At 63.7% G+C, this 20,820-nt stretch carries 19 protein-coding genes and 1 tRNA gene; 6 read left to right on the top strand and 14 right to left on the bottom strand.

The window, feature by feature from the left end; all coding sequences use genetic code 11:
* Positions 1-13 precede the first annotated feature (13 nt).
* From C4Q27_RS21780 to C4Q27_RS21750, 7 genes are all read right to left on the bottom strand, one after another.
* A complete protein-coding gene (locus C4Q27_RS21780) occupies positions 14-985 on the bottom strand; it encodes a spore coat U domain-containing protein (protein WP_020192455.1) in 972 nt (323 codons plus the stop codon).
* Positions 982-3,279 (bottom strand): fimbria/pilus outer membrane usher protein, encoded by a 2,298-nt coding sequence (locus C4Q27_RS21775; RefSeq protein ID WP_104887355.1) that lies wholly within the window; start codon positions 3,277-3,279, stop codon positions 982-984. The genes C4Q27_RS21780 and C4Q27_RS21775 overlap by 4 nt, the downstream gene beginning before the upstream one ends.
* Before the next feature lie 108 nt (positions 3,280-3,387).
* Positions 3,388-4,164, bottom strand: a complete 777-nt coding sequence (locus tag C4Q27_RS21770; RefSeq protein WP_020192457.1) for a molecular chaperone — start codon at positions 4,162-4,164, stop codon at positions 3,388-3,390.
* A gap of 40 nt (positions 4,165-4,204) precedes the next feature.
* Positions 4,205-4,708 (bottom strand): spore coat U domain-containing protein, encoded by a 504-nt coding sequence (locus C4Q27_RS21765; RefSeq protein ID WP_104887354.1) that lies wholly within the window; start codon positions 4,706-4,708, stop codon positions 4,205-4,207.
* A gap of 3 nt (positions 4,709-4,711) precedes the next feature.
* A complete protein-coding gene (locus C4Q27_RS21760; protein ID WP_064493410.1) occupies positions 4,712-5,245 on the bottom strand; it encodes a spore coat U domain-containing protein in 534 nt (177 codons plus the stop codon).
* Positions 5,246-5,263: 18 nt separating this feature from the next.
* On the bottom strand, positions 5,264-5,800 hold the full coding sequence (locus C4Q27_RS21755) for a spore coat U domain-containing protein (protein ID WP_064493411.1): 537 nt from the start codon (positions 5,798-5,800) through the stop codon (positions 5,264-5,266).
* Positions 5,801-5,830: 30 nt separating this feature from the next.
* Entirely contained in the window at positions 5,831-6,358 is a 528-nt protein-coding gene (locus tag C4Q27_RS21750) for a spore coat U domain-containing protein (protein WP_104887353.1), read from the bottom strand.
* Positions 6,359-6,625: 267 nt separating this feature from the next.
* On the opposite strand from C4Q27_RS21750, the gene C4Q27_RS21745 reads away from it, so the two are divergent.
* The 3 genes from C4Q27_RS21745 to C4Q27_RS21735 are packed head-to-tail and all read left to right on the top strand — an operon-like array spanning position 6,626 to position 11,750.
* Positions 6,626-8,872, top strand: a complete 2,247-nt coding sequence (locus tag C4Q27_RS21745; RefSeq protein WP_020191521.1) for an ATP-binding protein — start codon at positions 6,626-6,628, stop codon at positions 8,870-8,872.
* Positions 8,873-8,887: 15 nt separating this feature from the next.
* Positions 8,888-9,349, top strand: a complete 462-nt coding sequence (locus C4Q27_RS21740; protein WP_020191520.1) for a response regulator — start codon at positions 8,888-8,890, stop codon at positions 9,347-9,349.
* 13 nt (positions 9,350-9,362) lie between these two features.
* Complete coding sequence (locus C4Q27_RS21735) at positions 9,363-11,750, top strand: hybrid sensor histidine kinase/response regulator (RefSeq protein ID WP_064493412.1); 2,388 nt, start codon at positions 9,363-9,365, stop codon at positions 11,748-11,750.
* Between the two features lie 117 nt (positions 11,751-11,867).
* On the opposite strand, the gene C4Q27_RS21730 is transcribed toward C4Q27_RS21735, so the two are convergent.
* Positions 11,868-11,942 (bottom strand) — tRNA-Gln (locus C4Q27_RS21730).
* Positions 11,943-12,201: 259 nt separating this feature from the next.
* Between C4Q27_RS21730 and C4Q27_RS21725 the strand changes: the two genes are divergently transcribed.
* Positions 12,202-12,444 carry a hypothetical protein gene (locus C4Q27_RS21725; protein WP_020193386.1) on the top strand — a complete coding sequence of 81 codons (243 nt, stop codon included), beginning with the start codon at positions 12,202-12,204 and terminating at the stop codon, positions 12,442-12,444.
* 132 nt (positions 12,445-12,576) lie between these two features.
* Entirely contained in the window at positions 12,577-13,647 is a 1,071-nt protein-coding gene (zapE, locus tag C4Q27_RS21720) for a cell division protein ZapE (RefSeq protein WP_104887352.1), read from the top strand.
* A gap of 146 nt (positions 13,648-13,793) precedes the next feature.
* Here zapE and C4Q27_RS21715 read toward each other — a convergent pair whose 3' ends face one another.
* The gene (locus C4Q27_RS21715; protein ID WP_064493414.1) at positions 13,794-15,683 is read right to left on the bottom strand and encodes a propionyl-CoA synthetase; all 1,890 of its coding nucleotides are present in this window, start codon (positions 15,681-15,683) and stop codon (positions 13,794-13,796) included.
* A 180-nt stretch (positions 15,684-15,863) separates the two neighbouring features.
* On the opposite strand from C4Q27_RS21715, the gene C4Q27_RS21710 reads away from it, so the two are divergent.
* Positions 15,864-16,730, top strand: coding sequence for a LysR family transcriptional regulator (locus tag C4Q27_RS21710; RefSeq protein ID WP_010953310.1), 867 nt, complete (start codon positions 15,864-15,866; stop codon positions 16,728-16,730).
* On the opposite strand, the gene C4Q27_RS21705 is transcribed toward C4Q27_RS21710, so the two are convergent.
* The 5 genes from C4Q27_RS21705 to C4Q27_RS21685 all read right to left on the bottom strand — a co-directional run bounded on the left by C4Q27_RS21705 (position 16,704) and on the right by C4Q27_RS21685 (position 20,749).
* Positions 16,704-17,858, bottom strand: a complete 1,155-nt coding sequence (locus C4Q27_RS21705) for an HPP family protein (RefSeq protein WP_104887351.1) — start codon at positions 17,856-17,858, stop codon at positions 16,704-16,706. The two genes, C4Q27_RS21710 and C4Q27_RS21705, sit on opposite strands and share 27 nt — an antisense overlap.
* Positions 17,859-18,144: 286 nt before the next feature.
* Positions 18,145-19,461 carry a sensor histidine kinase gene (locus C4Q27_RS21700; RefSeq protein ID WP_104887350.1) on the bottom strand — a complete coding sequence of 439 codons (1,317 nt, stop codon included), beginning with the start codon at positions 19,459-19,461 and terminating at the stop codon, positions 18,145-18,147.
* Positions 19,458-20,126, bottom strand: coding sequence for a response regulator transcription factor (locus C4Q27_RS21695; RefSeq protein WP_104887349.1), 669 nt, complete (start codon positions 20,124-20,126; stop codon positions 19,458-19,460). The genes C4Q27_RS21700 and C4Q27_RS21695 overlap by 4 nt, the downstream gene beginning before the upstream one ends.
* Positions 20,127-20,441: a PepSY domain-containing protein gene (locus tag C4Q27_RS21690; RefSeq protein ID WP_003250344.1), complete on the bottom strand. Its 315-nt coding sequence runs from the start codon at positions 20,439-20,441 to the stop codon at positions 20,127-20,129.
* Positions 20,441-20,749, bottom strand: coding sequence for a PepSY domain-containing protein (locus C4Q27_RS21685; protein WP_010953306.1), 309 nt, complete (start codon positions 20,747-20,749; stop codon positions 20,441-20,443). Before C4Q27_RS21685 ends, C4Q27_RS21690 begins: the two co-directional genes overlap by 1 nt.
* Between the last annotated feature and the right edge of the window lie 71 nt (positions 20,750-20,820).

The following is a 20,820-nucleotide window of genomic DNA, read 5'->3' as shown; positions in this document are numbered from 1 at the left end:
TATTGATCGCCGTTCAGAACTGCACATCCAGTATCACACTGTCGGTATAGGTCGCAGCCGGCGGTGTCGCCTGATCGGTATAGACCTTGGCGTTGTAGTTGAACACCTGGCTACCCGTGCCGGTACCTACGCCGGGGTTGATGTCGGCATCCGTACTGGAACGCCTGGCAGCCCCTGACGCCCCCCAGCGCACGGTACCGGCACTTTTGAAAATGTCATAGGCCAGGTAGTTGTTGGCCGAAGACTTCATCCGCCGCCGCCCACCGGACACGTTCTGCCCGTCACCCAGCCCTACCGTGTAGCTGCTGCCCTTGGTGCATGACACGTTTATGCCCTGGCTCACCGTGCCGAACCCCGCCACCACCGGCGCACTGGCGAAGCTGATGTCAGGCGTGGTGATCTGGCAATCGTTGGTCACCGTCAGGCTCACGTTCAAGAGCTGGCTACCCGAGCCGATGTCGCGCCCAAGGCATATCCCCAACGCGCCAATCCCCGAGCAATAATCCCAGCTCCAGGCCACGGTCAGGGCCTCTTGATACAACCCGGCCGCGACATTGCTGCCAATCTGGGTGCGCATGTAGATCGGCACCGCCTTGGGCGTGGTACCGCCGAGCAGCCCCAGCAAGTCGAGGATACCGTTGCGGGCGAAGTCGTAGGCCACACCCCGGGTAATCGGGTAGCGGGTGGTGTTGTCGGCATACAGCGTGTAGGGAATGACATCGCCTGTCGGGCCGACCAGCCCACCCGAGGCGGGCGTGATCGTGGCGTAGAAATGATCACCGCTGCTAAGCAAGGTCAGTAGCGAACCGGTGCACTGCAACCCCGAGTTGAGGCTGGAAGCCGTCTGTACCGTGTTGCGAACCTGCGTTGAATTAAGGCTGCCAAACGCTGCCGGCAAGGTGGCCACCGACGAGCAAAGCGCCCAGGCCGTACTGCTCGGCAACAGCAGCACGCTCGCCACCAGGCCCCGCCGCCAGGCATTCATCGGCACACCAACGGACCGATCAAAGGGATCGAGCCTTGCGCTTCGGGCAGGTCGAACGCCACTTCGCAATGCCCACCCCCTTCAAGCGCCACCTGAAGGCGGTTATGCGACGACAGGTTCTCCAGATACACCAACCCGTCCCACCCCACCACCGCCTGGGTGCCACTCTCTGCGTGGGTAACACGGCTACCCAGTTTGAGCACCTGCTGATTGCCATCCACCAATTCGACACTGGCCGCCATGACGCGCTTGAGGGGGAACTCCAGCAAGTAGCCACTGCCCCGTCGTACCGCCACACGCTGCTCAACGTCCGGCGCGAGGACATCCGGTGGCAGGTTCATGGGATCGATCTCGTACTTGCCCCGGTAGTAACCGCTGCTGTAAGGCACCAGCAAGTGCCCCTTGGCATCGGTACGGCCGATTTCCTGGTTTTCATAACGCACCGGTACATCGGCGTAACCTGCGGTGCTGACCACCACGAAGGCATCATCGATACGGTTGGCGGCGAACACGCCGGCATCCATCCACACCAGCGAACCACTGGCGTCGGCCCAGCGGGTCATCTCGCCGCTGCTGCCATACACACCGGCCTGCAATTGCACCGATTGCAGGCGCCAGGTGACGTCGGCCTGGCGATAGGCATCACGGTCGCTGCCTGCGGCATAGCCCAGGTTGTAACCGACGCCGACACCGGCTGGCACCGCACGGCTGTAGTTGACCCGTTGCAGGGTCTCGCCTTCATTGCTGCGTTCCATGCTCAGCGCCAGGGTGCCGTGCAGGTCGAACGGGATCACCAGCTGCGCCTGCACCGCCCACTGGCTGTCACCCACTTCACGGTTGGCCGACAGGTACACACTGCTGCTGCCCCACAGCGGCTTGCTGTAGCTCAGGTTGATCAACCGGGTACGCGTACCGTCACCGGCGCGCACATCGAAGTAGCCAGCGCCAATGCTGCCGTACTCGTTCAGGTTGACACTGAGGGTGACCTGTTCGCTGCTTTTGCTCAGTTGCATGTCCGGGGAGCCCACCCGGCTCAGGTCGGCATAATCGCCATGGCGTTGCAGGCGTTGGTAACCGAAGCCGATGCGCTGGCTGTTGTATTGGTAGCCAAGGGCGACCTGGTGGCCCTTGTCGCCCTCGAACCGGCTTTGCGCCAAGGCAGCGTTGAGCACGCCGAAGTTGCCCACGCGCATGTTGCCGCCCAACCCACCCAGCATCAGCGACTCCGCCGTTTCGGCGTGGGTTTCCAGGGTGAAGATGTCACTGAGCCCATAGCGCAGGCTGCCCGAGGCGATACCCGGCCCATAGCTGAAATCGCGTACACCGTAATCACGGCGCAGGCTGCCGGCGGCCACCGAGTAGTCCGACAGGCCCTTCTGCAGCAGGCTGCTGGTGACGTAGAACGGCAAGGTGGTCGACACCTGCCGGCCAAGGGCATCAGTGGTGACCACCACCGCCTCCCCGGCACCGTTGATGAACGGCACGTTGGTGAGGGTGTACGGGCCTGGCTGCAGTTCGGTGGTGCTGGACTTGAAACCGTTGATGAACAGGTCGAGCGACGTCGGCACCGCCGCTTCGCCGGCGAACGCAGGCAACGGGTAAGTGACAAGATCCGGACGCGCCGCGAAGTCGCGTGACAGCTGCACTCCGCCCACCCGCACCGAACTGCTCCAGGGCAAGGCGCCCGTCACGAAGTCACCGGCTTCGTAGGTCAGCAGGCGCTGCTCGTCGGTGAAGCGCCAGGTGGTGTCGTAACGCATGAAGCCACGGCGGGTATCGTCCACCTGTGCGCCATTGAAAGACTGACGCCACTGCCCGGTACTGGAAAAGGTACCCCAGCTGTCGAACAGGCGCAGCTCGTTCCAGGCGGCCAGGTAGGTACCGCCTTCATCGGTGTCGTTGAGATACAGGTCGTAGTTGAACAAGGCGCCGAAACTGCTGCGCGCATCGCTGGCCGGGTAAAGGTTGCGATCACCCACTTGCTGTTCTGGCAACCAGGCTGGCGGAACCTGCAGCAGCAGGCGCTGGTTCTGACTGTCGTAGTCGGTGTGCAGCCCCGCGATGCTGTCCAGGGCCACCTCCCCCTGAGGGTTGCCCGGCAGCGAGACGCCGGCTGCACGCAATACGTCGCTGTCCAGGTAAAACCGCCCGGCCCGCTGCTGCACCGGTATCAGGTCAACCCTGGGCATCTGGTTCACCACCAGGTCGAGGTAAAGGGTGGCCTCGGCGATGGCGGACATCTCCGTGGGCGGTGGGGGCAAGTCGTCGGCCAGTACCAGCGCGGGGCTGACCATGGCCAGCCCCAGGCACCAGCGGCACGTCGTCGCCGAGAGCCATTTCACACACGGTTTCCAACCATTGCCGGGTCCTCCCTGGCCCCTGCACTTCATTCAGTCGTTGGCTCATTGGCCTTGGCGGATCGCGTCCGCCGAGCGCTGACCGTTGACCCTGCCCATGAGCACGCTGCCGTTGCCGGACGCCACGGGAGCCGGCCAGCGCATGCTTGCCCCCGGCAGCACATAACCCAGCAGGCCTTCAGCCAGTGGCTTGCTCTGGCTACCTTGCTGCACGACCACATCGGTCAGCCGCGCATGTACCGGGCCCGTGTTACGCAGTTCAATGTAGGGCTTGCCCTGCACCGTCACCGGGCGCCAACTGAGCTGCGGCTTGCCCACGCCCTCGGCATTGCGTCTGCCTTCAGGGTCGGCCTTGCCCCACAGCCCTTCGCCGTAGACGAACAGCGGCACCGAATAGCGCATCTGCAAACGAATGGCCGCCGTCGCGCCGGGCTCGGCCTTGTCGACCGGGATGGCGGGAGGAATCTCGTCGATGATGATGCGGTAGGCCTGCTCCTGGCCGGCCGGTGAAGGGCCGGTACGGGTCAGGCGGATCAGTTGCTTCTGCCCGGGTGCAATGTTGGCGACCGGCGGGCTGCCGATAATCTCGCGCTGCGCCTGGAACTGCTCCTGGTAATCACCCTGGCGCCAGGCGAATACTCGCACCTGCAGGTTTGCCGGCGCAGTGCCACGGTTTTCCAGCCACAACGCACCTGCCTTCTGGTCGGCCTCCAGCACCGGGTCGATCGGCCAGATCAGCACCGAAGTGGCCGCCCAGGCCGGCAGGCTTGCCAGCGACAATAATCCAGTCAATCCACGCGTCCACTTCGCGCCTGCCCGCATGCAGCTCTCCTTAGACACTTGTCATGGGTGGCGCTGGCCGTTACCAGGTCACCGTCACTTGCACCACATCGGTGTAGATCCCTGCCGGCTGCGTGCCGGTCAGCTGAACCCGCCCGTACACCGGTAGCTTGATCGCCGTCGGGTCGGAATAGCTCACCGCCACGCTCTGGCCGATCCCCAAGGCCTGGCTATAGGCGGCGTCCCGGTACAACTGGTAGGCCAGCACTTGCGTGCCACTGGTGCGCTTCAGGTTGCGTGTGCCACTGGCACTGTTTTGCCCGCCGTCCAGGCTCATGCTCATGGCCACGCCCGGCGTGCACTGGAACGTCACGGTAGAACCACCCAGCGATGTGCTGAGCAGGCCCGTGGACAGCGCCGACTGCGAGCCATAATCGAGCGTGCCGTAGCTGGTGACACCCCCCACCACCAGGCACCCGGCGACAACCTGCGCCGTCACCGTGAAGGTACTGGTGGTCACTGCCCCCAATGGGGCGGCCAACAACATGCTGACGCCAGTCAGGCCCCCTGCCAGCCAGCCGCGCATGGGTCAGAACGACAGCTCGACCGAGATCGTGTCGCTGTAGACCCCTGCGGGCAGGCCTGCCTTGCCGACGGCCTTGCCGTAAAGGTTGACCGTCTGAGCGGCGCCGGTACTGGTCGGCAGGGTGATGGTGTCGTCGACCGCCAGCAACGCCGTACGCCCAGCGTCGGTATAGAGGTCATACGGCACAAAGTTGCCAGAACCATCGGCGAGCGCACGGGAGCCGCCGCTCGACTGGCCGTCATGCAGGCCGGCACGCACTTTGATCACAGGCACCGTACCTGCCGAGCACAGGATGCTCATGGCGCCTCCCCCGCCTCCCAGCACCTGGGCATCGGCGGTAACGAACAAGGCATCCTGGGTACCGAAGTCCAGGGCTCCGAAGTTAAGCCCCGACGTGCCCGATGTGCCATTGACCTGGCACGCCGCAGTCAGCGTCAGGGTCGAGCTGATACTCCCCGTCACCGTGGCCGCCTGGGCCTGGGAAGCCAACGCCAGGCCCAGGCCTGCGAGGACGCAATATGAAAGGTTCGTTCGCATCGGAGTCTCCTTGCGTGGTTACCAGTCCAGGGTCACTCTGAGGGTGTCGCGGTAAAGCCCGGCCGGCAGCGCACGCGGTTGCGCCACTACCACACCGTAGATGGGAATCGGTACTTGCTGGCTGCTGCTGATAGTGAAGGCCCGTGCCTGGCCGACGCCGTAGCGGCTGCTGCCGCCTGGGTCAACCGCCAGCTGGTATGGAATCAGTTCACGGCCGTTGCTCAGGCGGCGAATGCCATCGTCGCCATTGAGGCCACCATTGATACGCACGTTGAAGGCCCGAACCTCAGGCGTGCAACTGATCTGCAGGCTACCCTGACCGCCCACTTCGTCCACCTGGCTGCGCAACGGCTGGTCCCAGTTCGGACCGCGCTCGCCAAAGTCCAGTACGCCTGGGTCACCCAGCACGGCCGGTTGCGTCTCGTTGCTGCTGATCTGGCAAGACGCGCTGATCACCAGCCGCGCCTGGATGAAACCGGTGGTGCTGCCATGCACCGCACCGCCGGGGACCAGCAGCGGGCCGAGGGTGAGCAACAGGATCGAAGTGCGGCTCATGGCATGGCGTCCTTGTGCATGGTGGCGTCCTTACCAGGTGACGGTGACTTTCAGCAGATCGGCATAAACCCCTGCATCCGGCACCCAGGCCAGTTTGTCGATACGTGCATACAGCGGCAATTCCACCGAACCGCTGCCCGGTACACGCGCCGATTGGGCTACCCCCACTGCCAGCGGCTCACGCCAGGCAGCGTCACGGTACAAGCGGTAAGGAATGGGCCGCGCCAGGAGATCGTCGCTGGCCAGGTAGCGCAGTTCGCCGATGCCACCATGCAGGCCACCATCGACGCGCACCTGATAAGGCGTATCCGGGTTGCACTCCAGGCGCGGCGGACGCTGGCTCAGCAGCACACCACTCAAGGGCGCGCCAGGGCCATCCAGGCGCGCCGTAGCACCCAGGTCAATCCGCCCCAGGGCCTGGGCTCCCGCATCGCGGGTCTGGTTGACCAGCATGCAGCCACGCTGCACCAGTACCCGCACCTCCACGAGAAAATCCGCAGCCACGGTACTGCCGCTGAACAACAGGCCGAACAGCGCGGCCAGCATGCGCTCCGTCACCTTGTTATCCTTATCGAAACGTCTTGAACTGAGCGTAGCAGTGAGGCGGCGCAGCCGATGTGGCATAAAGCCATTTTTTTGTATTAGCGACAAAGCGATACCGTGGCATCAAAAAAAGCCTGTACCGCACAGAACCCGTGGCCACCCCGTGCCTCCAATGGCCAGGAGCCGGTAAATTCGCCGGGATTCTGTTAGGGTGAATCGTATTCGTCCCGCGCCAGACACCTGTGCCGTACACGGACGGACATGACAGGAGCTTTTTCAATCATGACTGCAGACAACTCACTGGCAGACGCCATGGAGCGCTGTGCCCAAGAACCGATCCAGGTTCCGGGCAGCATCCAGCCTCACGGCTTTCTGCTGGTGCTGGATGCCACCGACCTGTGCGTGCTGCAGGCCAGTGAAAATGTCGAGCACTGGTTGGGCTTGCCAGCCCGCGAACTGATCGGTTGCCACTTCGCCGACCTGGTTCACGAGGGCTTTGACCTGCACGCGCACCTCACACGGCTTCCCGAAGATGAAGTCTTCCCCTTCCACATTGGCGACGTGCGCTTGCGCCAGGGCGCACCCATCAGTGCCCTGCTGCACATGCTGGTCCATTGCCACGATCAGGTACTGATTGCCGAGTTCGAACCGCCCCGCCTGCCAGCAGACCTGGTCGGGCAAGGCGACTACTACCCGTTGGTGCGCAGCTTTGTCGCCAGTCTGCAACTGGCCGGCAGTATCGAAGACCTGCTGCAACAAGCGGTGCTGCAGCTCAAGCGCATCACCGGCTTTGGGCGGGTCAAGGCCTACCGGTTCGATGCCGAAGGCAATGGCCAGGTGCTGGCCGAGGTGGCCGACCCGGGCTACCCCAGCTACGCAGGCCTGTGCTTCCCGGCTGCAGACATCCCGCGCCAGGCGCGCGAGCTGTACCGGGTCAACCGAATCCGCGTAATCGAAGATGCCAACTATCAGCCCTCGCCACTGCTGCCCGCAACCAACCCGCGCACAGGCAAGGCGCTGGACATGAGTTTCGCTGTACTGCGCAGCGTGTCACCCGTGCACCTGCAGTACATGCGCAACATGGGCACGCTGGCCTCGATGTCATTGTCGATCGTGGTCGACGGCGAGCTGTGGGGGCTGATTTCCTGCCACCATCAGCAGCCACGCCCGGTGGACCTGCGCACCCGCACGGCCTGCGAGCTGTTGGCCAGCGTGCTGTCGTTGCAGATAGAGTCCCGCGAGTCCCATGCCAGCACGCGCAAGCTGTTGGCGCTGCGCCAGCACATCGTACGCATGATCTCGTCCATGGCCGACCACGACAGCGTCAGTGACGGCTTGCGCGACCTGCCCCACGTGCTGCTGGCCTTCGCCGACGCCCAGGGCGCGGCAGTGATCTCGGCCGAGCGCTGTGACCTGATCGGCCAGACCCCGCCTGAGGCCCAGGTGACGGCGCTGGTGCACTGGCTAGGCCAACGTGACGAAGACAGCGTGTTCCATAGCGACAACCTGCGCCGCGACATCACTGAGCTGCCCGAGCTGGCAAACCATGCTGGCGGGGTGCTGGCAGTGGCCATCTCGCAGATCCACTCGCACTACCTGCTGTGGTTCCGCCCCGAGCAGATACGCACGGTCAACTGGGCCGGGCAGCCGACCAAGCAGGTCGGGCCACAGGGCAACCTCGACCCACGGCACAGTTTTGAACGCTGGCAGGAAGAACTGCGCGGCTATTGTCAGGCGTGGGACCCACTGGTGATCGAGGGCGTGATGGAGCTGCGCAGCGCTGTGCTGGGCATTGTCCTGCGCAAGGCGGAAGAGCTGGCACAACTGGCTGGCGAATTGCGCCGTTCCAACAAGGAGCTCGAAGCGTTTTCCTACAGTGTTTCCCACGACCTGCGCGCACCGCTGCGGCACATCGCCGGCTATACCGAACTGCTTGGCGAAATCGAAGGCCAGGGCCTGAGCGAACGCGGCAAGCGCTTCCTCCAGCATATCGGTGAAGCGGCGCACTTTGCCGGCAGCCTGGTCGACAACCTGCTCAACTTCTCGCAGATGGGCCGCTCGGCCTTGCGCCTGTCCGACGTCGACCTCAACGCCCTGGTCGAGGCCATTCGCAGCGAGCTGGCCCCCGATTACGAAGGCCGCGCAATCGTTTGGGACATCGCCCCACTGCCCAAGGTGATCGGCGACCCGGCATTCATCAACATGGCCTTGCACAACCTGATAGCCAATGCCATCAAGTACACTCGCGGCCGCAATCCTGCTCGCATCGGCATCAGTGCCGTACAGCACCCTGAAGAAACCGAGGTCTGCATCCGCGACAATGGCGTGGGCTTCGACATGGCCTACGCCAACAAGCTGTTCGGCGTCTTCCAGCGCCTGCACCGCATGGAAGATTTCGAAGGCACCGGCATTGGCCTGGCGAGTGTACGCCGCATCATCGAGCGCCACGACGGTCGAGTCTGGGCCACTGGCCAGGTCGACCAGGGCGCCAGCTTCCACTTCACCCTACCCCGAAACACTGCTACCTGAGGCATCGCTACCATCATGCTCAAGCCCATTCTGCTGGTCGAAGACAACCCCCGAGACCTGGAGCTGACCCTGCTGGCCCTGGAGCGCAGCCAGTTGGCCAACGAGGTCATCGTGCTGCGTGACGGCGCCGATGCCCTCGACTACTTGCTGCGCCGCAACGCCTATGCCAAGCGCGATGACGGCAACCCTGCCGTGCTGTTACTCGACCTGAAACTGCCCAAGGTCGACGGCCTGGAAGTGCTCAAGGAAGTGCGCGCCACTGCCGAGCTGCGCAGCATCCCCACCGTGATGCTGACCTCTTCGCGCGAAGAGCCCGACCTGTTGCGTGCCTACGAGCTGGGGGTAAACGCTTATGTGGTCAAACCCGTGGAGTTCAAGGAATTCGTCACCGCCATCTCCGACCTCGGGGTATTCTGGGCAGTGCTAAACGAACCGCCACCCGGCTCACTGCGACTGAACCGTCGCGGTAGCAACTGAGGCCGCCGCGACGATGCAGCAAACGCCGTTGAAACTACTGATGGTCGAAGACAGCTCGATGGACGCCGAGCTTACCCTGATGCGCCTGGAGCGCAGCGGGCTGCATGTGCAGTCGCAGCTGGTATTCGACCATGCGGGTGTCGAACATGCCCTGCGCCAGGCCCGCTACGACCTGATCCTGTGTGACTGCGTGCTACCAGGCTCGTCCGGCACAGAAGTGCTGGCCATCGCCCAACGCCTGGCACCCGACATCCCGTTCATATTCCTGTCCGGCATTTATGGCGAAGAGCACGCGGTGGAAATGATCCGCCTGGGCGCGACCGACTATGTGCTGAAGAAGAACCTGCCACTGCTGCCCAAAGCCGTGCGCCGAGCCCTGAGCGAAGTGCAGGAACGCCAGCGCCGTCGCCGCGCCGAAGAGGCCCTGGCGGACGTCGAAGCACGTGCTCGCATTGCCATCGACGCCGCCGGCATGGGCACCTGGGACCTGCGCCCGCAAGAGGGCCTGTTGCTGTGGGATGACCGCTGCAAGACCTTGTTCGGCCTGCCCACCAGCACCGAAATGAGCCTTGAAGTGTTCTACGCCGGCATCTACCCCGACGACCTGCCACTGGTGCGCGAGGCGGTGGAACATGCCATGCGCCCGGAAAGTGACGGTCATTACCGCGTGGAGTTTCGGATCGCGCAACCCAATGGCCTGGAGCCTCGCTGGTTGCTGAGCAGCGGCCAAAGCCAGTTCGTCGATGATCAGTGCGTTCGCTTCTCCGGCGTACTGCAGGACATCCACGCGCAACGCCAGGCCACCCAGGCGCTGCGTCAGCTGAACGAGATGCTTGGCGAGCGGGTCGAACGCCGTACCCGCGAACGCGATCGTGCCTGGGAGCTGTCGCAGGATTTGCTGGCCGTGCTGAACAAAGACCTGACCCCGGTCGCACTGAACCCCGCCTGGGAAGCCAGCCTGGGCTTCTCGCGCGAACGCCTGAGCCAGTCCTCCTTGCTGCACCTGCTGCCTGAGCACGACCAGGAACAGTTACTCACCGAACTGGCCGCCCTCGCCCACGGCCGCACCAGCGCACGCTTTGTCGGCCGCATCCTGCATGCCGGCGGCCAACAGCGCTGGCTGTCGTGGGTGGTGGTGCCGGAGGACACCCTGCTGTACGTGGTGGCACGCGACATCACCAGCGAGCGCGAAGCCGCCCTGGGCCTGGCAGATGCCAACGCCCGGCTGCGCGAACAGATCAACGAGCGCGAGCGCATCGAGGCCGCTCTGCAGCAGATGCAGCGGCTGGAAGCGGTTGGGCAACTGACGGCTGGCGTGGCGCATGACTTCAATAACCTGCTGACGGTGATACTCACAGGTGCCAGCTTTCTGGAGCGCGATCTGGCCAAGGCCGACCTGGACAAGGCCCGCACTCGCCTCACCCATATCCGCGAAGCGGGCGAGCGTGGCGCCAAGCTGACCTCGCAGTTGCTGGCCTTCTCCCGCCGCCAGCGTCTGGAGCCGGTGCCGCTGAACCTCAACCGTACCCTGGCCGGCCTGGAAGAGCTGCTGCGCCGCACGCTGGGTGGCAACGTCTCGGTGCGTCTGGACCTTGACCTGGCCCTGTGGCAGGCACTGACCGACCCCACCCAGACCGAGATGATCATCCTCAACCTGGCGATCAATGCCCGCGATGCCATGCCCGACGGCGGTCAGCTGACCCTGACAACGCGCAACACCCACATCGACCAGCGCCCGCAACGTCCGGAAGACCCGGACCCGGGCGAGTACGTGATGCTGAGCATCCGCGATACAGGTTGCGGCATGAGCGAAGAGGTGCTGGCCAAGGTATTCGAGCCTTTCTTTACCACCAAGGACATCGGCAAAGGTTCGGGCCTGGGCCTGGCCCAGGTGTTCGGCTTCGCCAAGCAGTCCGGTGGCGGTGTGCGCATCGACACCACACTCGGTCGCGGTACCGAAGTGGCGGTATACCTGCCGGCGGTAAAAGAGGAGATGGTGAACGAACCCGTGCCAGCAGTGCTCAGTCAGTCGATCAGCGAAAGCGGCCATAACCGCACGGTGCTGCTGGTGGACGACGACCATCTGGTGCGCGACATGCTAGGCGATGTGTTACGCCAATACGGCTACCAGGTGCGCCAGGCGCACAGCGGCGAGCAGGCATTGGCCTTGCTGGATGACGACATTGACCTGCTGCTGACTGATTTCGCCATGCCCGAGTTCAATGGTGCACAACTGGCGCTGGCTGCCCGCGAACGGTACCCCCGCCTGCCGGTGGTGTTTCTTACCGGTTATGCGGAGTTGCAGGGGCTGGAACTGCCGGGCAGCCTGGTGATCCAGAAGCCGGTGCAGGCTGATGAACTGGCCAGGGCGCTGAACGAAATGCTGGGGATTTCCGGGTAACCCGGTACGGCACGACCCGCGCTCAGGAGGCGCGGAGGCGCGCAAAATCACAAAAACGCAAAAACCCAGTGCTCATCTTTCCTGGCACCGGGTTGAATACGTTTGAATCTTGAAAAATGGCAGGGGCGGCTGGATTCGAACCAACGCATGGCAGGATCAAAACCTGCTGCCTTACCGCTTGGCGACGCCCCTGTATCGGATGCAGCATTTGCTGCTCTGACAATTCCAACTGAGTGACAACTGGGTTGTTGTCTTGGAATGCGCGGCACTTTAACAACAAACTTTCGGTCTGTGAACCCCCCTGATAAAAAAAATTGCCAAAAAACAGCGAGTTAGTCATTTCGCTGCTGGTGCAGCGACCGTCCGTCGGTTTCCGCCCGCCTCGCTTCAACACAATCGCATTCCGCACTTCCAATCAGATAAGCCCATTGCATTGACCAAGGAGGACCCCATGCCTGTCTCTCACGACCTCTACCAGGACCTGCACTACCCGCGCGAAATCGTCCAGCAGCGCCGTCAGCAGGACAAGGCGCTGGATCGCCTGCTGGACGAGTACGTGGACATCGACAACCAGGTGCTGGCTGCCGAATCGATATCGGCCGGTAACTTCGTCGATGAAGACCTGCGCCACCTCAAGGAGCGTCGCCTGGCGGTGAAGTACATGATCGAACGCCAGCTGGAGCGAAAGGCATAGCCCGTAGAGGCACAAGAGGCGGCCAGACCTATCGCAAGAAGTGATGATTGCCCGGCACTTTCTCTATTAGTCAAAATGGCCGCTCTCGGGCAAGCTGCAGGCTGCCCCGCCATCGCCCAAGGAGCGTTGCTTTTGTCTGCCTGGATCCCTACCCCGCTGCGCCAGCTTGGCCAACGCTTGCGCGGCACCGCCAATCAACAGAGCGAGCTGCTCGGCTGGTTCGAGGACAAGGCGCACAGCCGCGGTTATCAGCTGAGTGACGGTCAGCGGCGGGTAATCCACTGCATGGCCGAACAACTGACGCAGCTTGAACAAGGTCAACCGCGCAGTCTGTACCTGTACGGCTCGGTCGGCCGGGGTAAAAGCTGGCTGCTCGATGGCTTTTTCCAGGCCGTGCCGATAGCCGCCAAGCTGCGCCTGCATTTTCATGATTTCTTTGCACGCCTGCACCAGGGCATGCACCGCCACCGGGCGCTGGACGACGCGCTGGGCGCAACGCTGGACGAGCTGGTGGGTGGTTACCGGGTGCTGTGCTTCGACGAATTCCACGTGCATGACATAGGCGATGCCATGCTGCTCACCCGGCTGTTCAACGCCTTGTTCGCCCGTGGCGTGTACTTGCTGGTGACCTCTAACTACGCGCCCGAAGGGCTGTTGCCCAACCCGCTGTATCACGAACGTTTTCTGCCGGTCATTCGCCTGATCAACAGCTCGATGCACGTGCTCGAAGTCGGTGGCGACACGGATTTTCGCAGTTTGCCGGCCAACCGCGAGCATCAGCGTTTTACCCAGGGCCATTATGTCTGGCCGGGTGATGCGGCGCAGCGCCAGGCGCTGAATGTGCCGAGCGAACAACCGGTGATACTGGACGTGAACAAGCGCCCGCTGCGAGCGCTGGCCATCGATGGCCGGCGGGTGGTGCTTGGCTTTGACGATCTGTGCGAGAAGGCCACCGCGGTCATCGACTACCTGGTGCTGGCCAGGGAGTATGACGAGTGGGTGATCGATGGGCTGGATGACCTCTCGGCGTGTTCGCTGGCGGCTCAGCAGCGCTTCGTCAACCTGGTGGATGTGCTGTATGACCAGGATCGGCGGGTGATTGTCATAGGTAAACGTCCGCTGGAAGAGAGCCTGGGCGGCCCGCTGGCCGACCTGATGCGTACCCGCAGCCGGTTGGGGCAACTGCACCAGATTGCCCCCTGAGCCTGCAATGCCTGAAACGGCCCTTTCGCGGGTGAACCCGCTCCTACGACGACCTGGACTGCGCCCAATCACCAATGTGTGTCCACGGCCTCTGCCGAACCACCGTTGCGCGTCCCGCCCGCGAAGGGGCCATCGAGGTCAAACCATCAACCCGCCCTGGGCAAATCCGCCAGCACCGCTTCGATCTCGCCCAGCACTGCCGGGTCATCCAGGGTCGACGGCGGCACATAATCCTGCCCATCGGCAATCTTGCGCAGCACCGCCCGCAGAATCTTGCCGGAACGGGTCTTGGGCAGGCGCTTCACCAGCCGTACCCGGTTGAAACAGGCCAGCGGGCCAATTTCCTCGCGCACGCTGCCCACCAGCTCCACCAGCAACTGCGCCTCGGCAATGCCCTCGCCATCCTTGAGTACCACCAGCGCCAACGGTACCTGGCCCTTGATTTCGTCATGCACGCCGATCACAGCACACTCCGCTACCGCCGGGTGCCGGGCGACCAGGTCTTCCATTTCGCCGGTGGACAACCGATGACCGGAAACGTTGATCACATCATCGGTGCGCCCCATGATGTAGACGAAGCCATCATCGTCCAGATAGCCGCCGTCACCCGTGTGGTAGTACCCCGGATACGTGCGCAGATAGGCCTGCAGGTAGCGCTCGTGATCCCCCCACAGCGTCTGACTGCAACCGGGTGGCAATGGCAGGGCAATCACGATCGAACCCTGATGGTTGGCCCCGAGCAAGTGGCCTTCGTCATCCAGTACACGAACGTTGTAACCCGGCACCGCGCGGTTGCTCGACCCTGGCTTCGCCGCGCTGCCCTCCAGCCCGACGCAGGGCGCGGTGACCGGCCAGCCAGTCTCGGTCTGCCACCAATGGTCGTGCACCGGCTTGCCACTCACCCGCTCCAGCCATTCATGGGTGCTGGAATCCAGCTTTTCACCCGCCAGGAACAGTTGCCGCAGCGAGCTGAGGTCATGCTTGCGAATCAGGTCGCCCTCCGGGTCTTCCTTGCGGATGGCGCGCATGGCCGTAGGCGCGCAGAACAGCGCGTTGACCTGGTACTGCTCCACCACCCGCCAATAGGCCGAAGCATCCGGGGTGCGGATCGGCTTGCCTTCGTAGAACACCGTGGTACAGCCGCTCATCAACGGCCCGTAGACGATCAGTGAATGGCCGACCACCCAACCGACGTCTGAAATGCCCCACCACACATCGCCGGCCTGCATGCCATAGATATGGCGCATGGCGTAACACAGCGCCACGGCATTGCCGCCGTTTTCCCGGACGATACCCTTGGGCTTACCGGTGGTGCCTGAGGTATACATGATGTACAGCGGGTCGCCGGCATCAAGCTCGACGGGCGCCACCGGCTCGGCGTCGGCCAAGGCCGCCTGCCAGTCCAGGTCGCGGCCTGGCAGCAGTTCAGCGTGCGCCTGTGGCCGCTGCAGCACCAGCACATTGCGCGGCTGGTGCCGGGCCAGTTGCAGGGCACGGTCAACCAGCGGTTTGTAGGCAATGACCCGGTCGAACTCCAGCCCGCACGATGCCGTCAGCAACAAGGTGGGCCGGGCGTCATCGATGCGCAGGGCCAACTCGTTGGCGGCAAAGCCACCGAACACGACCGAATGCACCGCGCCGATCCGCGCGCAGGCCAGCATCGCCATGGCCGCTTGCGGCACCATGGGCATGTAGATGATCACGCCATCGCCCTTGTTCACCCCCAGCTGGCGCAGCAAACCGGCCAGGCGTGCCACCTCGTCGCGCAACTGGTTGTAGGTGTAGGTCTGCTGCACGCCGGTCACTGGCGAATCGTAGATCAGCGCCAACTGCTCGCCCCGGCCCTGCTCGATCTGGTGATCGAGGGCCAGGTAACAGCTGTTCAGGCGGCCATCCGCGAACCAGCGGTGAGTACCGTCGGCGTTAGCTTGCAGGGTCAGGGCAGGCTTGCGGTGCCAGGCCAGGTGTGCGGCCTGTTCCGCCCAGAAAGCGGCAGGGTCGGAAATGGAATGGGCGTAGCTGTGCTGGTAGCTCATGTCGTTAGAAACCCGGTACTTGTTGTTATTGAAGGGCGAAACTTGAGTATGGACCGCTATACCCACGCCGCCATGGGACTAAAGTCACAACCGACCTGCAAATTTGCAGACAACGCAATTACGCCCCATAACGGTGCAAAGCCTCTAGAATAGGCCTCCCCTTCAACCACCGAGCAGCCCATGGACATCGAGCAGGCCCGTACCTTCCTGGAAATTGTGCGTTGCGGCAGCCTGGTCGCCGCGGCCGAACGCCTGTTCGTGTCACAAACCGCGATCACCGCGCGCGTGCAGCGCCTGGAACAGCAACTGGGTTGCCAGCTGTTCGTGCGTAGCCGCAGCGGCGCCAGCCTGACCAGCGATGGCGAAGCGTTCGTCAGTTATGCCAACCAGTTGGTGCAAACCTGGGAAGCCGCGCGCCGCGACCTGCCGTTGCCTGAAGGTTGCCAGCAGGTGCTGCATGTGGGCGGTGAGGTGAGCCTGGGCAACCCGATGATGCTCGACTGGGTAAGTGCCCTGCACCGTGAACTGCCCAGCCATGCCATCCGCAGCGAGGTCAGCGATGGAGAGTCGCTGCTGCGCAAGGTCGAGATGGGCTTGCTGGACGCCGCGCTGGTCTACCAGCCGACCTACGGTCCAGGCCTGCAGGTGGAGCAGTTGATGGAAGAGAAGCTGATTCGCGTGCGCCGGGTCGAGCGGCCCGAGCCGTACATCTACATCGACTGGGGCGAGGCCTTCCGCCGCCAGCATGATGCGGCCCTGCCCGACTGCGCACGCCCGGCGCTAAGTTTCAACCTTGGCCCGCTGGCCCTGCAGTTCATACTCGACCAAGGTGGCAGTGGCTACTTCCGCACGCGGGTGGTGCAGGCCTATCTGGACAGCGGCGTGTTCGAGCGGGTACCGCAGGCACCGGAGTTCACCTACCCGACCTTTCTGGTGTACCCGCGAAAACGTGACAGCGAAGCCCTGCAACAGGCCTTCGCGATCCTGCGCCGGCTGGTCGCTGCCGGCGCCAGCGACTGGTCACAGCGCTGGGACCCGGTTATCTGAAGCCTCGGTCTTGCTGAGCAACTGACGCTTGAGGCCGGCAATCAGGTCGGTCTGGGTGATCACCCCCACCAGCTTGTCGCCATCAAGCACCGGCAAGCAGTGCAGGCCTTGTTCGCACAACAAGGGCAGCAGGCGTTCCAACGGGTGCTGGCTGCTGACACTGACAACCCGCCTGCTCATCACTTGCGCCATGCGCACTGCCTGGCGGCCGAACAGACCGCGCCAGCTGAAACGCCCACGCTGCATCGCCGGGCCAACCAGGTCGCTGAGGCTGACGATGCCTACAAGCTCGCCGTGCTGCAGGACAGGCAGGGTTTTCAGGTGATGGCTGGCGAGCATTTTCCAGGCCTGCTCCAGCGTGGTATCAGGCGTGACGAACTGCACATCGCGGGACATCACCGAGGCCGCGGTGATACCACCAAGGCTGCGCTGCAGGGCGTGCTGCTCGGTGGCGCGGATGATGCGCTCCAGCTCGTCACGGGTGACGTCGACGAACTCGCCCAGCTCTTCCAGGGCCTGGTCCAGGTCTTCACTGCGGATGCCGACCCGCTCGCCGGGCAGCGGGTCATGGGTGTGGTGCAGGTCTTTGCGTGGCACCGCGCCTTTCGGGTAGCGCACCCCCGTCAAACGGTTGTAGGCGATTGCCACTGTCACCAGGATCAACGCATTGAGCAGCACCGGCTCCAGCAGGTGATCGCCCAGGGCGGTCAACCCCGGGTCGGCCAGCACCGCGCTCACTGCCACACCGCCACCCGGCGGGTGCAGGCAGCGCAACAGGCACATGACCAGGATCGAGATGCCGAGCGCCGCAGCAGCCACCCACAGCTCGGGGCCGAAGCCTTCGCGCATGGCCAGCCCCACTGCACCCGCCAGGGCGTAGCTGCCCAACACCGGCCAAGGTTGGGCCAAGGGGCCGGAATGCACCGCAAACACCAGTACCGCCGAAGCAGCCAGCGGGCCGAGCAAGTGCAGGGCGATGCTGGAGCCATAGGCCAGGCTGGTCAGCCAGCCCGCGAGGAACAGGCCAAGCAGCGCACCGATACCGGCACGCAACCATTCTTTCGGGGGGATGTTGAGGGAGGCCGGCAACAGCCGCTGCAGACGACTTTCGGAACGCGAGGCAGACATTTGGGCAATCGGGATCTTTGGTTTTTCTGTTCAAAAAGAAAGCCCAGCCGAGTTGGCCTGGGCCTCGTATTGCGCATGCAATACCACAAGGGGCTCCGTCCGTGGAGAGATGGAAACCGCAGGGTTTCGTGGGGAGGATTTTGCCGGGTGGGGGGAATTTGGGCTAATTCAAAAAACTGCGGCTGTACTGCAATTTTTTTGCAGTACTGATAGGGCCAAAGGGGATTGCGTACACCTGTGGGAGCGGCCTTGTGTCGCGATGGGCCGCACAGCGGCCCCGGCATTATCAGGCCTTGCGCGGCAGGTCGATGCTCACCCGCAGGCCGCCCAGCGGGCTCTCCAGCAAGGCCAGGCGCCCTCCCCAGGCATCAACGATATCGCGCACGATGCCCAACCCCAGCCCATGCCCAGCCACCTGTTCGTCCAGCCGCGAACCACGCTCCAGCACCTGCTGCCGCTGGTCTTGCGCAATACCCGGGCCGTCGTCATCAACCCACAGCCGGTAGCCCTCGGCGTTCGGCGTGATACCCAGGCGCACTTCGCTGTCTGCCCACTTGCAGGCGTTGTCCAGCAGATTACCCAACAGTTCCAGAACGTCCTCGCGGTCCCATGGCAACAACACCCCGGGCGACACATCACTTGCCAGCAGCAGGCCCTCGCCATGAATCATGCCCAAGGTCCCGAGCAACCCCGGCAGTTCGGCATCACAATCGAACTGCGCGCCCGGCAGCGCATCCCCTGCCAGGCGCGCACGGTTCAGCTCGCGCGCCAGGCGCTCCTGAATCTGCTGCAACTGCTCGCGCATTTGCGCGCGCACCTCCGGCAGACCCTGCAAGCGTTCACTGGAGGCCAGGCTCAGCAGCACCGCCAGCGGCGTCTTCAGCGCATGGCCGAGGTTACCAAGGGCATTGCGTGAACGGCGCAGGCTGTCTTCGGTATGGCTAAGCAAATGGTTGATCTGCCCCACCAGCGGTACCAACTCGCTGGGCACCTCGGCATCCAGCTGCGAGCGCTGCCCCTGCTGCAGCTGGGCGATCTGCTGGCGCGCCCGCTCCAGCGGCCGCAGCGAGCGGGTAACCGTGATGCGCTGCAGCACCAGAATCAGGATCAGCGCCACCAGGCCCATGCCCAGGCCGATCTGCTGCAAGCGCCGAAAACCTTCGCGCACCGGCGAATAGTCCTGAGCCACACTGATCGAAATGTCCTGGCCCAGGCGCCGGTAGTCGGCACGCAGGGCCAGCAGTTGCTGGCCTTCCGGGCCGAGTTCATGGCTATCGGAAAGCCCGGGCGCTGCGGGCTTGGGCATGTCCAGGTCCCACAGCGAACGAGACCTCCAGGTACCCTGGTCGAAATCGATGCGGAAGTAGTAACCGGAAAACGGCCGCTGATAGGCAGCCGAGATGCGCCGCTCATCCAACTGCAGGCCGGAGGGCCCGCGCACCAATGCCACCAGAAGGTTCTCGCTTTCGTTGCGCAGGCCGTTTTCCAGATAACGTTGCAGGCCGGCCTCGAACAGCCACAAGGTCAGTTGCGCCAGCACCACGCCGACCACCACCAGTACCGCCACCAGGCCCAGGCTCAGGCGCGCCTGGATCGACTTCACTCGCCGCTCCCGGCATAGATGTAGCCTTGCCCGCGACGGGTTTCGATCACACTGCGGCCCAGCTTGCGGCGCAAATGGTTGACGTGGACCTCCAGCACGTTCGAGTCGCGCTCGGTTTCACCGTCGTAGAGGTGCTCGGCCAGGTGGCTTTTGGACAGGATCTGCTGCGGGTGCAGCATGAAGTAGCGCAGCAGGCGGAACTCGGCGGCGGTCAGTTGCACATCCACCCCGTCGCGGCTCACGCACTGACGGCTTTCGTCAAGGTGCAGGCCGGCCGCTTCCAGCTTCGGCTGATTGGCCAGGCCCCGGGCGCGGCGCAGCAACGCCTGGATGCGCAGTTGCAGCTCTTCGGGGTGGAAGGGTTTGCTCAGGTAATCGTCAGCCCCGGCCTTCAGCCCTTCGATGCGCTCGGCCCAGGAGCCGCGGGCGGTGAGGATCAATACCGGTGTGGCCAGGCCAGCGGCACGCCACTGGGCCAGCACGTCCAGGCCGGGCAAGCCAGGCAGGCCGAGGTCCAGGATGATCAGGTCGTAAGGCTCGCTTTGCCCCTGGTAAACCGCGTCACGGCCATCAGCCAGCCAGTCCACGGCATAGCCCTGGCACTGCAGGCCGGCGGTCAGTTCATCGGCCAACGGTACGTTGTCCTCGACAAGCAACAGGCGCATTCAGTCATCTTCCTCGTCTTTGAGCAGGGCGCCGGTGCTGGCATCGAGCTTGATCTCGCGCACCACACCTTCAGTCGTCAGCAACTCGACTTCATATTCATAGCGATCATCGTCTTCTTCCAGCTCGGCTTCCAGCAGACGCGCCCCGGGGTGACGCCCCAGGGCGGTCTCGAGCAGCTGTTCGAGCGGCAGGATGATGCCCTTCTGACGGAGCTTCAGGGCTTCATCCTGGTCCAGGTCGCGGGCAACAGCCAGGGAGCAGACGGCAAGCAGCGAGAGCGCCAGGTAACGTGCCGTCCGGGATACATGGATCATCAGCTGTCTCGTTCGTCCTTGAGCACCTCACCGGTCTTGGCATCCATGTCGACGTCCCATTCGACGTTCTGCGTATCACGCAGCTCGACCTTGTAGATGTAGCGGCCGTACTCGTCTTCAAGTTCCGAGTCAGTGACGGTGGCGCCTGGGTGCTTGGCCACGGCAGCGGCCTTGAGCTCGTCCAGCGACTTGATGGTCTTGGCGTTGACCAGTTTGACCACTTCGTCAGGCTGAACGTCCTTGGCGAAGGCGGCATTGGCGCCCAGGGCGAGGGCAGCGGCGGTGATCAGGGCAGTCATGGTTTTCATCGTTCTTCTCTCCTGAGAACTGTGCAAGTTGTCTACGGGGTTAAGATTAACCAGCGGTCCTTAATTCAACC

The organism is Pseudomonas sp. SWI36 (assembly GCF_002948105.1).
In the GTDB taxonomy this organism is placed as follows: domain Bacteria; phylum Pseudomonadota; class Gammaproteobacteria; order Pseudomonadales; family Pseudomonadaceae; genus Aquipseudomonas; species Aquipseudomonas alloputida.
This window is presented reverse-complemented; position numbering and strand designations above follow the sequence as displayed.